This window comes from Streptomyces sp. NPDC048442, from assembly GCF_040651475.1.
Classification (GTDB): domain Bacteria; phylum Actinomycetota; class Actinomycetes; order Streptomycetales; family Streptomycetaceae; genus Streptomyces.
On record NZ_JBEZKB010000034.1, the window covers coordinates 82,971 to 95,796 of the forward strand.

Annotated in this window: 11 protein-coding genes; 5 read left to right on the forward strand and 6 right to left on the reverse strand. The window is 72.1% G+C overall.

The annotated features are described in order from the left end of the window. Nucleotides 1-231: 231 nt before the first annotated feature. Nucleotides 232-834, forward strand: coding sequence for an isopentenyl-diphosphate Delta-isomerase (gene idi, locus AB0D18_RS35440; RefSeq protein ID WP_362428355.1), 603 nt, complete (start codon nt 232-234; stop codon nt 832-834). Between the two features lie 13 nt (nt 835-847). Here the strand turns inward: idi and AB0D18_RS35445 are convergent, their stop codons facing one another. Both AB0D18_RS35445 and AB0D18_RS35450 read right to left on the reverse strand, forming a co-directional pair. Further along, nucleotides 848-1,420 carry an ATP-binding protein gene (locus tag AB0D18_RS35445; RefSeq protein WP_362428357.1) on the reverse strand — a complete coding sequence of 191 codons (573 nt, stop codon included), beginning with the start codon at nt 1,418-1,420 and terminating at the stop codon, nt 848-850. 114 nt (nt 1,421-1,534) lie between these two features. Beyond that, a complete protein-coding gene (locus AB0D18_RS35450; protein WP_362428360.1) occupies nt 1,535-2,206 on the reverse strand; it encodes a DUF308 domain-containing protein in 672 nt (223 codons plus the stop codon). Between the two features lie 93 nt (nt 2,207-2,299). Between AB0D18_RS35450 and AB0D18_RS35455 the strand changes: the two genes are divergently transcribed. Further along, on the forward strand, nt 2,300-3,100 hold the full coding sequence (locus AB0D18_RS35455; protein WP_362428400.1) for an enoyl-CoA hydratase/isomerase family protein: 801 nt from the start codon (nt 2,300-2,302) through the stop codon (nt 3,098-3,100). A gap of 33 nt (nt 3,101-3,133) precedes the next feature. Here AB0D18_RS35455 and AB0D18_RS35460 read toward each other — a convergent pair whose 3' ends face one another. Together AB0D18_RS35460 and AB0D18_RS35465 are read right to left on the reverse strand one after the other, a co-directional pair. Continuing rightward, entirely contained in the window at nt 3,134-3,760 is a 627-nt protein-coding gene (locus AB0D18_RS35460) for a DJ-1/PfpI family protein (RefSeq protein WP_362428363.1), read from the reverse strand. A gap of 65 nt (nt 3,761-3,825) precedes the next feature. Beyond that, a complete protein-coding gene (locus tag AB0D18_RS35465; protein WP_362428366.1) occupies nt 3,826-4,932 on the reverse strand; it encodes a GlxA family transcriptional regulator in 1,107 nt (368 codons plus the stop codon). A 110-nt stretch (nt 4,933-5,042) separates the two neighbouring features. Here AB0D18_RS35465 and AB0D18_RS35470 point away from each other — a divergent pair, with 110 nt between their 5' ends. From AB0D18_RS35470 to AB0D18_RS35480, 3 genes are all read left to right on the forward strand, one after another. Next, nucleotides 5,043-5,915, forward strand: a complete 873-nt coding sequence (locus tag AB0D18_RS35470) for a hypothetical protein (RefSeq protein ID WP_362428369.1) — start codon at nt 5,043-5,045, stop codon at nt 5,913-5,915. Between the two features lie 94 nt (nt 5,916-6,009). Continuing rightward, a complete protein-coding gene (locus tag AB0D18_RS35475) occupies nt 6,010-6,144 on the forward strand; it encodes an LPFR motif small protein (RefSeq protein WP_362428372.1) in 135 nt (44 codons plus the stop codon). 144 nt (nt 6,145-6,288) lie between these two features. Beyond that, nucleotides 6,289-8,802 carry a Tex family protein gene (locus AB0D18_RS35480; RefSeq protein ID WP_362428374.1) on the forward strand — a complete coding sequence of 838 codons (2,514 nt, stop codon included), beginning with the start codon at nt 6,289-6,291 and terminating at the stop codon, nt 8,800-8,802. A gap of 174 nt (nt 8,803-8,976) precedes the next feature. Here AB0D18_RS35480 and AB0D18_RS35485 read toward each other — a convergent pair whose 3' ends face one another. Both AB0D18_RS35485 and AB0D18_RS35490 read right to left on the reverse strand, forming a co-directional pair. Further along, on the reverse strand, nt 8,977-10,614 hold the full coding sequence (locus AB0D18_RS35485; protein WP_362428377.1) for an ABC-F family ATP-binding cassette domain-containing protein: 1,638 nt from the start codon (nt 10,612-10,614) through the stop codon (nt 8,977-8,979). Between the two features lie 949 nt (nt 10,615-11,563). Continuing rightward, on the reverse strand, nt 11,564-12,655 hold the full coding sequence (locus AB0D18_RS35490) for an oxidoreductase (RefSeq protein ID WP_362428379.1): 1,092 nt from the start codon (nt 12,653-12,655) through the stop codon (nt 11,564-11,566). Nucleotides 12,656-12,826: the final 171 nt, after the last annotated feature.

Below are 12,826 nucleotides of genomic sequence, written 5' to 3' on the forward strand. Positions count from 1 at the left end.
ATCGCGGGCGAGCGGCCGGCGCTCGTGACCGACGACGCGGCCACGCCGCCGAACGGCGAGATCCATTACCCGGCGGCATTCGGGGTCTGATCGCACGCCGAAGTGGGAAGTCCTGCCCCTGTCGCATCCGCGGCGGGGGCAGGGTTTTTGCTGCCCCGGTAGGCCCGAAGTACGGACAAGCGGCTTTTTTACGGCAGACTTGGCAGCCGAGAACCGAAGCGAAGGATGGTTATGCCGACCACACCAGCCACCGCGGCGAACAGCGCTCAGAACGGATCAGCCGGAGAGAGTCCGGAGATCCTCCTCGAACTGGTCGACGAGAGCGGCAACACCATCGGCACCGCGGAGAAGCTCTCCGCCCACCAGCCCCCCGGGCAGTTGCACCGCGCGTTCTCCGTCTTCCTCTTCGACGAGGCGGGGCGGCTGCTGCTCCAGCAGCGCGCGCTCGGCAAGTACCACTCCCCCGGTGTCTGGTCCAACACCTGCTGCGGCCACCCCTACCCGAACGAGGGGCCCTTCGCGGCCGCCGCACGGCGTACGTACGAGGAGCTGGGCGTCTCGCCGACGCTGCTCGCCGAGGCGGGCACGGTGCGCTACAACCACCCGGACCCGGCGTCCGGGCTGGTCGAGCAGGAGTTCAACCACCTCTTCGTCGGGCTGGTGCAGTCGCCGCTGCGGCCGGACCCGGAGGAGGTCGGTGACACCTCGTTCGTGACGCCGCAGGAACTGGCCGAGCAGCACGCGAAGGACCCGTTCTCGGCGTGGTTCATGACGGTGCTGGACGCTGCGCGGCCGGCCGTGCGGGAACTGACCGGGGACACGGTGGGCTGGTAGCCCGGCTCCGGGATCAGTGAGCCGGGGCGAGCGGCAGGGCCGCCCAGATGACCTTGCCGCCGCTCGCGGTGTGCTCCACGTCGCAGACGCCGCCGGCCTCGCGCGCGATCTCCCGTACGAGCAGGAGACCGCGCCCGCCGGTCTGCGCGTAGTCCGTCTCCAGCGGCTTGGGGCGGTAGGGGTGGCTGTCCTCGACGGAGACCCGTACCCACTCCGCGCCGATGGCCACTTCCACGGCCAGCTCCGGGGAGAGCAGCGCCGCGTGTTTGACGGCGTTGGTGACCAGTTCGGAGACGATCAGCAGCAGCCCCTGCACCAGGTCGTCGGAGATGGGTACGCCCTGACGCCTGATCAGGTCGCGTACGGCGTGCCGGGCCTGCGGTACGGAGACGTCGACCGCAGGGGCGGTGAACCGCCAGACGCCCTCGTACGCCCGCGGAGGTGCCGCGGAGTCCCCCGCACCTCCGCCCGGTGGGGCGCCGACGGCCCCGACGATCCCGGCCGCACCCGCCGCACCCTCGACTGGTGGGGTGCTCCCACGGCTCTCCCTCATCGGGCTCCCGCCCTCACGCTCGGTCGTGACCACGGTCCGAGTCTTCGGGGCGGGGCGGTCCGTACCAGCGCGCCGATCAGAAGTCGGCGGTAATCGACCCAATACGACCGAAGCTGTAGCCAGCGAGGGCGGTTGCAGATCGGTTCGTCATCGGTTTGGCGACTGGTCCTGATCTTCGGGTTTACTGAAGTCGGGTTGGCCGGTGGGCCGTTCCGGAGTGGCCGTACCGGCCGGGGCTTCGGGCGCCGGCGGCTGCATCGCCTCCGACACCATGGTCACCACCCGGCGGCCGCCGACACCGATCGAGACCAGGCCGAGCCCGTCGAAGAGCAGGGCCAGCGAGAAGAAGGTGCCGAGCACGTACAGGCTGGAGTGCGGCCAGTCGAAGAGCACCAGGATGCCGAGCAGCAGGCCGAACGCGCCCTGGACGAGGGTCCATCCGAACTGCGGGCCGCGCACCACCACGCTGCCGACCACCCGGAAGAGACCGCCGGTCAGGAAGAGCAGGGCGGCGAACATGGTCAGCGCTTCGGCGGTGCCCACCGGGTTGCGGATGACGACGACGCCGGCGGCGATGTTGAGGGCCGCGACGACGACGCCGAGCCAGAAGAAGTTGGTGCCGCGCGACTGGACGGCCTGGAGCAGGCCGACGAGTCCGCCGACCAGCAGCAGCCAGCCGAAGAGCACCATCGAGGTGAGGGTGGCGAAGCCGGTGTAGACGAGCCCGATCACCCCGCCGATGACCAGCAGGATGCCGAGGAATGCCAGCCAGCCGAAGTTCCGGCTCAGTTTCTTGCTCTCGCGGGTCGGTTCCACCATGTGAGCACTCCTCGGTCGGCCCCCGTGCCTGCCTCGCCCCCCGATGCCCCGATCATAGGTTCGGGCGGGGCCTATAGCATCCCGTGCATGCAGCTGTCTCCCCAGGTGAATCACACCGTCGCCGACTCCGTAGCCACGGTCGTGCTCAGCAATCCCGCCAAACGCAATGCGATGACGGCCGGGATGTGGCGTGCACTGCCCGTCCTGCTGGGCCGGCTGGCCGCCGACCGGGAGGTGCGGGCGCTGGTCCTTGTGGGTGACGGCGACACCTTCTGCGCCGGGGCCGACATCTCCTCGCTGCGGGGGCCCGGCGACGGGAACGGGGACGCGGGAGGTGGGGACGCAGGCGGCGGCGCGGGCGGGACGACGCAGGAGTTGGCGGTACGCGCCGAGGAGGCCCTGGCCGCCTTTCCGAAGCCCACGCTGGCGGCCGTACGCGGGTACTGCGTGGGTGGCGGGAGCCAGCTCGCGGCGGCGTGCGATCTGCGGTTCGCCGAGGAGGGAGCGCTCTTCGGGGTGACCCCGGCGAAGCTCGGGATCGTCTATGCGTCGTCTTCGACACGGCGGTTGGCGGCGCTGGTGGGGCCGTCTGCCGCCAAGTACCTGTTGTTCTCCGGGGAGTTGATCGATACGGAGCGGGCGCTGCGCACCGGCCTGGTCGACGAGGTTCTACCCGATGGCCAACTCGCCAAGCGGGTGGCCGAGTTCACCCGCGTACTGGTGTCGCGGTCGCAGCTCACGCAGGCGGCGGCGAAGGAGTTCGCGGACGGGCGCATCGACCGGGACGCGTACTGGGCGGAGCAGCAGCGCGGCAGCGGAGACACCGCGGAGGGTGTCGCCGCCTTCCTTGAGCGGCGTACGCCGCGCTTCGAGTGGAACGCACCGCAACAGTGAAGCCGCCTTCCCCGCCGGTGAATTGAGCACACGTCAGGAACGGCTCCTGGTACGCATCTGCTCGACCAGGTCGGCCGGTGCCTTGTCCGGGGAACCCGCGTCGTACGGCGGCTGCGGGTCGTACTCGGTCATCAGCTGGATGGCCTGAGCGACCCGGTCGCCCGCGATCTTCCCGGCCAGGGTGAGTCCCATGTCAATGCCGGAGGAGACTCCGGCCGCGGTGACGTACTTGCCGTCGAAGACGACCCTCTCCCCCGTCGCCTCCACGCCGAGCCCGGCCAGGGTCTCCAGGGCGAGCCAGTGCGAGGCGGCGCGGCGGCCCTTGAGGAGTCCGGCGGCGGCGAGGGCGAGGGAGCCGGTGCAGACGGACGTGGTCCAGGTGGTGGTGGCGTCGACGGCGCGGAGCCAGTCGAGCAGGGCCTTGTTCTCCAGCTGGTCCGCCTCGCCGGGACCACCGGGGACGACCACGATGTCCGGGCGGGGCACCTCGGCGAACGACTTGGTGGCGACGATCGAGACCTGGCCCCGGTCGTTGAGGACCGGACCGGTCTGCTCGGCGACGAAGACGGTCTCGGCGCCGGGGAGGGAGGCGAGGATCTCGTACGGTCCGACGGCGTCGAGGGTGGTGAAGTTCTTGTACAGGACGATGGCGATCTGCATGGTGCGGCTCCCTTTCGGAGTGGGCGGGTTCAGCGTGCGGAAACGATGCGAGGCGCGAACAGGGTTCAGAGGGCGCAGACGCTTCGGAAGCGGCGGCGGTACTCGGCCGGGGCCGTGCCGAGCGCCTTGACGAAGGCGCGGCGCATGGCCTCGGGGGTGCCGTAGCCGCAGGTGCGGGAGATGCCCTCGACGCCGTCGGCGCTGTCCTCCAGGAGGCGGCGGGCGTGTTCGAGGCGTACGCGCTCGACGTAGCGGCCCGGGGTGGTGCCGGTCTCGATGTGGAAGGCACGGGCGAAGTGCCGGGGCGAGAGGCCGGCGCGGGCGGCGAGGGACTCGACGCAGAGGTCGGCGGCCGGGTGCTCGGAGATGTACTGCTGCACGTCGCGCAACGGTTCGCGCTGCGCGGTCTGGGCGGAGAGCTGAGCGCTGAACTGGGCCTGGTTCCCCGGCCTTCGGAGGAAGACGACCAGATGGCGGGCGATGCTCAGGGCGACGTCACGGCCGTGGTCCTCCTCGACGAGGGCGAGCGCGAGGTCGATGCCGCTGGTGACTCCGGCGGAGGTGGAGACGTTGCCGTCCCGCACGTAGATCGCCTCGGGGTCGACCTCGACCGCCGGGTGGTCGCGGGCGAGGCGGTCGGTGACCGTCCAGTGCGTGGCGGCACGGCGCCCGTCGAGCAGCCCGGCCTCGGCGAGGACGAGCGCCCCGGAGCAGACGGAGACAAGACGGTCGGCGCGGGGCGCGTACGTACGCAGCCAGTCGATCAGCCGGGGATCGGACCTCCGGGTGGCCGGCCCGCCGGGAACCAGAAGGGTGAGGGCGGGTGTGCCGGACGCCGGGGCAAGGGCGGGTGTGCCGGACGCCGGGGCAAGGGCGGGTGTGCCGGACGCGGGCGGGCCGGTGGTGTCCCGAGCAGGCGGGGTGGGTGCAGTGGGGGGTGGGGTTGCGGTGGTGGTGAAGCGGGGGGTGAAGTCCGTGAGGGTGCCGTCCGGGACGAGGGTGAGGCCGCTGCTGGTGCGGACCGGGGTGCCGTCGAGGGAGGCGGTGCGGATCTCGTACGGGGTGCCCGTGGTGGGACCCACGCCCGCGAAGACCTCTACCGGGCCGGTCACGTCGATGCTCTGCACGTCGTCGAAGAGGACGACCAGTACGAGCGGGGGTCGCAGCGTCATGTCGCCATCCTTCACGGCGGGCGGGGGTGGCTGCAATGACGAGTACCCCACCTTTTCTGCCATTGGGGCTTAGCTCTTGCGGCGTACTAAGCAGTCGGTAACGTGCCCCTATGACTTCGAACCCTTCGCTGCCCGCACGCGCCGGGCGCCGCTGCCACCACCCCCTCAACTCGCTTCACTCCACGGTCTACTTCTCGCCCGAGTACTCCAAGGAGCTCACCTCGATCGGCATCGTGGACGAAGAGGCGCCGTTCATGGTGGGCCGGGTCGCGGCGCTGGGCACCGTCGGGCCCGGCGTCGTCGCCGCGGCCTTCTACAACTACAGCTACGGCCTGATCGCCAAGGTCGTCCCCGCGGTGTGGGAGATCGCGTCGCCCGAGGCGGTGCTCGGCGCGCGCCTGCGGGCCGCCGACGCGTCGCTGCGGCGGCTGCTCGGGGAGGACGTCGTCGCGTCCGGGGAGATGGCGGAGGCGGCGGGGCTGGCGCGGCGGGCGAGCGAGGCGTGCACCCGGCACGCCCGGCCGCTGTACGCGGCCCACGCCGACCTGCCGTTCCCCGAGGACCCGCACCTGGCGCTCTGGCACGCGGCGACGCTGCTGCGCGAGCACCGGGGCGACGGTCACCTCGCCGCGCTGCTCACCGTCGGGCTCGACCCGGTGGAGGCACTGGTCAGCCACACCGCCACCGGACGCGGCATGAACCCGAGCTGGGTGCTGCGCACCCGCGGCTGGTCGCAGGCGGACTGGGAGGCGGCCGCCGACCGGCTGCGCGGGCGCGGACTCCTGGACGCCGGGGGCGAGTTGACCGAGGCGGGCGTGGCCCTGCGGGCCGACCTGGAGGACACGACGGACCGGCTGGACCTGGCCCCGTACGAGCACCTGGGCGCACAGGGCGTGGAGCGGCTGACGGAGCTGGGCCGCGGATTCCTGATGACGGCGGCTGCGGCGGGGGCGTTCCCGGAGTCACTGGTCGGAAAGGGCTGAGGGCGAGGGCCAGGCCGGTGTGCTCGTGCCGTGTTTGCAAAGGGCAAAGGCGGCAACTCGAATGGGGACCGTCCGTACGAGCAAGGAGGACCCCGTGTTCCGAGCCATTGCCGATGCCCTCCGTACCGTGGGCGGGGCCATCGCCACCGTCGTGACGCTGCCCTTCCGACTGGTCGCCAAGCTGTTCGGCGGGGCTTCCCGGGGCGGCGGCCGGACGCGCCGCGCGTGACCGGCCGCGTGACCGGTAGGAGCCGCGCCGGGCGGTCCCGTGCGTGGCCGCGCACTCCTGCACGGCAGAATGCAGGTGCACCTCGGCGACATCACGCGAGGTGCACCATGCACTGCCCGCAGGAGAAGGCGAGTCGGTAACACCGTGACGACGTCCATCGAAAGCATCGAAAACAGGATCGCCGGGGAACTCGGCGTCAAGGACCGGCAGGTCAGGGCCGCCGTCGAGTTGCTCGACGGCGGTTCGACCGTGCCGTTCATCGCGCGCTACCGCAAGGAAGCGACCGAGATGCTCGACGATGCGCAGCTGCGCACGTTGGAGGAGCGGCTGCGGTATCTGCGGGAGCTGGAGGACCGGCGTTCCGCGATCCTCGATTCCGTACGGGAGCAGGGCAAGCTGGACGCGGCGCTGGAGGCGCAGATCCGGGCGGCCGAGACGAAGGCGCGTCTGGAGGACATCTACCTCCCTTTCAAGCCGAAGCGGCGTACGAAGGCGCAGATCGCACGGGAGGCGGGGCTGGCTCCGCTGGCCGAAGGGCTGCTCGGCGATCCGTCCGTGGACCCGCTCGTGGCGGCTGCCGCCTTCGTCGACGCCGACAAGGGCGTGGCGGACGCGGCAGCTGCGCTGGAGGGTGCGCGGGCGATCCTGACCGAACGGTTCTCGGAGGACGCGGACCTGATCGGCGAGGTGCGCGAGCGGATGTGGACGCGCGGCCGGCTGTCGGCGAAGGTGCGCGAGGGCAAGGAGGAGGCGGGCGCGAAGTTCGCCGACTACTTCGACTTCGCGGAGGCGTTCACGGCGCTCCCCTCGCACCGGGTGCTGGCGATGCTGCGCGGCGAGAAGGAGGACGTGCTCGACCTGGTCCTGGAGCCGGAGGAGCCGTCGGACGAGCCGGGCCCCAGTGCGTACGAGCGGATGGTCGCACGGCGCTTCGGCATCGCCGACCGCGGCCGCCCCGGCGACAAGTGGCTCGCGGATACGGTGCGTTGGGCCTGGCGGACCAGGATCCTGGTGCACCTGGGGATCGACCTGCGGCTGCGGCTGCGGACCGGCGCCGAGGACGAGGCGGTACGGGTCTTCGCGGCGAACCTGCGTGACCTGCTGCTGGCCGCACCCGCCGGGACGCGGGCCACGCTGGGCCTGGACCCCGGGTTCCGTACAGGCGTGAAGGTCGCGGTGGTGGATGCGACAGGCAAGGTGGTCGCGACGGACGTGATCCATCCGCATGTGCCCGCGAACCGGTGGGACGAGGCGCTCGGCAAGCTGGCGCGGCTCGCGAAGGAGCACGCGGTCGATCTGATCGCGATCGGAAACGGAACGGCTTCCCGGGAGACCGACAAGCTGGCCGGTGAGCTGATCGCGAAGAATCCCGAGTTGAAGCTGACGAAGGTGATGGTGTCGGAGGCGGGGGCTTCGGTCTATTCCGCTTCGGCTTTCGCCTCGCAGGAATTGCCGGACCTGGATGTGACGCTGCGCGGGGCCGTTTCCATCGCGCGGCGCCTGCAGGATCCGCTGGCCGAGCTGGTGAAGATCGACCCGAAGTCGATCGGGGTCGGGCAGTACCAGCACGACCTGTCGGAAGTGAAGCTCTCGCGGTCGCTGGACGCGGTCGTCGAGGACTGTGTGAACGGGGTCGGGGTGGACGTCAACACGGCTTCCGCGCCGCTGCTTTCACGGGTTTCGGGAATCGGTTCCGGTTTGGCGGAGAACATCGTCGCGCACCGGGACGCGAACGGTCCCTTCCGGTCGCGCAGGTCGCTCAAGGACGTGGCACGGCTCGGCCCGAAGGCGTACGAGCAGTGCGCGGGCTTCCTGCGGATCCGGGACGGGGAGGACCCGCTGGACGCGTCGAGCGTGCACCCGGAGGCGTATCCGGTGGTGCGGGCGATGGCGAAGTCGACGGGCGCCGGTTCCCTGGTGGGGAACACGGAGGTGCTGCGGGGGCTGCGGGCGGCGGACTTCGTGAACGAGAAGTTCGGGCTGCCGACGGTCTCCGACATTCTGCGGGAGTTGGAGAAGCCGGGGCGGGATCCGCGGCCCGCCTTCAAGACGGCCACGTTCAAGGACGGCGTCGAGAAGATCGGCGATCTGGTGCCCGGGATGGTGCTGGAGGGGGTCGTCACGAATGTGGCGGCATTCGGCGCCTTTGTGGACGTCGGGGTGCATCAGGACGGACTGGTGCATGTGTCGGCGCTGTCGAAGACGTTCGTCAAGGACCCCCGGGACGTGGTGAAGTCCGGGGACGTGGTGCGGGTGAAGGTGATGGACGTCGACATTCCGCGCAAGCGGATTTCGCTGACGCTGAGGTTGGAGGACGAGGCGGGGGCCGGGGCAGGGGGGTCGGGCTCGGCTGCCCGGGGGGCCCGGGATTCCTCGTCGGCCTCTTCCTCCGCGTCGTCGTCCGCCTCGTCGCGCTCCGGCGGGGGACGTCCGCCGCAGCAGCGGCAGGGTGGGGGCGGTCGCAGTCAGGGTCAGGGGCAGGGTCAGGGCCGGGGTGGTCAGGGCCAGGCGCAGGGTGCGGGGGCGAAGCAGCAGCAGCGGGGTGGGGGTGGCGGTGGCGGTCGGCCGGCACCTTCTTCGGCGCCGGCGCCTGCGAACAGTGCGATGGCGGATGCGCTGCGGAAGGCGGGGCTGGTGGATCGGGGGAAGCGGGGCTGAGCGGGGGGCGGGGGTGGGGCCGCTGCGTGGGGCCTTCTCCCCGCCCCGCCCCTTCCCGAAACCGGGGGCTTCACCCCCGGGCCCCCGGGGCGCGTGTGTAGGTGCGGGTGAGTCGTGGCTGGTCGCGCAGTTCCTCCCGCCCCTGACGGGGCGGGAGGGGGCGGCTCGTCGGGGTCAGGCCTCGGTGACGCGGCCTGCTGCTACCTCCAGCCGTCGCGTGGTCCGTACCCCCTCCAGCATCCGGCGGTCGTGCGTGACCAGCAGCAGTGTCCCCTCGTACGACTCCAGCGCCGACTCCAGCTGTTCGATCGCCGGGAGGTCGAGGTGGTTCGTCGGTTCGTCCAGGACCAGGAGGTTGACGCCGCGGCCCTGGAGGAGGGCGAGGGCCGCACGGGTGCGTTCGCCCGGGGAGAGCGTCGTGGCCGGGCGCAGGACGTGCTCGGCGCGCAGGCCGAACTTGGCCAGCAGCGTGCGGACTTCGGCCGGTTCCGTGTCGGGGACGGCCGCCGAGAAGGCGTCCAGGAGGGTTTCCGCGCCGTAGAAGAGGCCGCGGGCCTGGTCGACCTCGCCGACGACGACACCCGGGCCGAGGGTCGAATCGCCCTCGTCCAGCGGGAGTCGGCCGAGCATCGCCGCCAACAGGGTTGACTTCCCTGACCCGTTGGCGCCGGTGATCGCCACCCGGTCCGCCCAGTCGATCTGGAGGGAGACGGGGCCGAAGGTGAAGTCGCCGCGGTGGACGGTCGCCTGACGCATCGTCGACACCACCGCTCCGGAGCGCGGGGCGGACGCGATCTCCATCCGCAGCTCCCACTCCTTGCGGGGCTCGTCGACCACGTCGAGGCGTTCGATCATGCGCTGGGTCTGGCGGGCCTTGGCGGCCTGCTTCTCGCTCGACTCGGTGCGCATGTTGCGGCCCATCTTGTCGCCGTCGGTGGACTTGCGGCGCGCGTTGCGCACGCCCTTGTCCATCCAGCCGCGCTGCATCTGCGCCCGGCCCTCCAGCGCGGCCTTCTTGTCCGCGAACTCGTCGAACTCCTCGCGGGCGTGCCGACGCGCGGTCTCCCGCTCCTCCAGGTATGCCGCGTACCCGCCTCCGTACAGCTTGATCTGCTGCTGGGCGAGGTCCAGCTCCAGGACCTTGGTGACCGTACGGGTGAGGAACTCGCGGTCGTGACTGATGACGACGGTGCCCGCGCGCAGGCCCTTGACGAAGGTCTCCAGCCGGTCGAGGCCGTCCAGGTCGAGGTCGTTGGTGGGCTCGTCGAGGAGGAAGACGTCGTACCGGGAGAGGAGGAGCGAGGCGAGACCTGCGCGGGCGGCCTGGCCGCCGGAGAGGCCGGTCATCGGCTGGTCGAGGCCGATGGTCAGGCCGAGGGATGAGGCGACCTCCTCGGCGCGTTCGTCGAGGTCGGCGCCGCCGAGGTCGAGCCAGCGGTCGAGGCTGACGGAGTAGTCGTCGTCCGCACCGGGCGTGCCGTCGACGAGGGCCTGGGTGGCGGTGTCCAGGGCGAGCTGGGCGTCGGCCACCCCGGTGCGCCGGGCCAGGAAGTCCCGTACGGTCTCGCCCTCGCGGCGCTCCGGCTCCTGCGGGAGATGGCCGACGTTGGCGGTGGGCGGGGAGAGCCGCAGCTCGCCGCCCTCGGGGGTGTCCAGGCCGGCGAGCAGGCGCAGGAGGGTGGACTTGCCCGCCCCGTTGGCCCCGACGAGGCCGATCACGTCGCCGGGGGCGACGACCAGGTCGAGGTCGGAGAAGAGGGTGCGGTCGCCGTGGCCGGCGGCGAGGTCTTTGGCGACGAGAGTGGCAGTCATGAGGGGTCGATCTTAATCGAGGGGTGCGGTGGCGGGCTCCCCCCTCGGGCCGGGGCCGCCGGGAGAGGCCGCGAGCTGCCGGGGCCCCGGAACGGCACGGGCGGCCGGGGCCCGGGAACGGCAGGGGCAGCGGGGGCCGGTCGGGAACGGCACGGGCGGCTTGACGGCGATCCACCGGGTTCCCCCTCGGGCCGGGGCCGCCGGTCCGCTGTTCCCGGTCACCCGCCCGGCCGATGGGTGGTGCGGCTGCCGGCTGTCGTCAGCGGGCCGCGGCTTGACGGCGATCCACCGGGTTCCCCTCGGGCCGGGGCCGCCGGCCCGCTGTCCCCGGTCACCCGCCCGGCCGATGGGTGGTGCGGGTTGCCGACTGTCGTCAGCGGGCCACGGCCTCACAGCAATCCACCGGGTTCCCCTCGGACCGAGGCCACCGGTCCGCTGTCCCCGGTCACCCGCCCGGCCGGTGGGTGGTGCGGGTTGCCGACTGTCGTCAGCGGGCCGCAGCCTCACAGCGAACCATCGGGTTCCCCTCGGACCGGGGTCGCCGGTCCGCTGTCCCCGGTCGCCCGCCCGCCCGGCCGGTGGGTGGTGCGGGTTGCCGACTGTCGTCAGCGGGCCACGGCCTCACAGCGAACCACCGGGTTCCCCTCGGACCGAGGCCGCCGGTCCGCTGTCCCCGGTCACCCGCCCGGCCGGTGGGTGGTGCGGGTTGCCGACTGCCGTCAGCGGGCCGCGGCCCCACAGCGATCCATCGGGTTCCCCTCGGACAAGGGGCCGCCGGTCCGCTGTCCCCGGTCACCCGCCCGGCCGATGGGTGGTGCGGGGTGCCGACTGCCGTCAGCGGGCCGCGGCCCCACAGCGATCCACCGGGTTCCCCTCGGACAAGGGGCCGCCGGCCCGCTGTCCCCGGTCACCCGCCCGGCCGATGGGTGGTGCGGGGTGCCGGATGTCGTCAGCGGGCCATCGGTGTCACCAGTACCCCGCCCATCGTGCGGGCCACGATGAAGGACCGCCCCCTCGTCGCCCTCTCGTCCAGTGGAATGCGGTGCTTGCCCGCTTCCAGCAGGCCTTCGAAGACGACTTGGGCGTGCGTACGGTGCAGGCGGTCCTGCCGGTACGCGACCAGCTGGACCCGGCAGGCCGAGGTGACTTCGACACCCGCCTCGTCGTCCGCCGCCACCAGGCGGGTCAGCCGGCGCTGCTCCATCGGGCTGCGGTCCAGGGCGTGCTCTATCTGGGCGACCAGGAGCGGAATGATCGGGGCGAGGCCCTCCACGTACGCCGGTTCGACGCCCGCGCGGTCGAAGGCCGCCCGGACCGCCGCCTTCTCGTGCTCGGCGATCGTACGGCCGAAGGCGACCGCGCCGTACGTCCTGATCTCGACCGGCGGGACCCGGTCCGCGTCCTCGGCGATCTCCGCGCCGATGTTGATCGTACGGAGGGCTGCCGCGAGCTTGGCGAGGACGGCGACGCGGGTGCCGATGAGCAGGACGCGGCGGCGGAGGGGCTGCCCGTCGGCCCCGTACGCCGCTTCGGAGCCGTCGCCCGCGATCTTGTCCGTGCCCGCGCCCGTGCCCGCGCCCGCGTCGGGGAGGAGTCTGGCGAGTTCGGCACGGTACTGGTCCGCGTCGAAGCGGAACGGTCCTATCCCGTGGTAGCCGTCGCGTTCCAGGTCGGCGGTCTCGGTGGTCTGCCAGGCGAAGTCGCGCCAGACGATGTCCGGGCCCTCGCGTTCGATGACGGCGGTGACGGCCCCGCATTCGAGGCCCTCGCACTCCGGGCAGCCGTAGATGACGTACCGGCCGTCGGGGAGCGGTGGGGCCGCTTCCAGGAGGAGCCTGCGGACGTGTGTGGTGAAGATGGCCGGCGGAACGTCGGAGGCCAGCGGGGAGACGGCGTCGAGGTCGGCGAGCTGGTGCAGGAGGGGGTGGCCGTCGACGATGAAGTCCATGAAGTCGCGGTGGACTTGGTAGGCACCGTTGACGAGTACTCCCCCGGCCCGCATTGCCGGGGCCAGCCCGAAGGTCGCGTGCGCGGCAGACATGGGGTGAGTATTCCCGGTGAAGTGGCGTTGTGCGCACGAGATGGTGAATTCGTCGGCGCGGGCCGGTGGGGGCGGGCGTTGCCTGCGGCGCTCGCCCCCTCCCCGCCCCTTCCCGAAACCGCTGCGCGGAGCGTCCTCGCCCCCCCCCCGCCCGCCCCAACGCCAACCGCG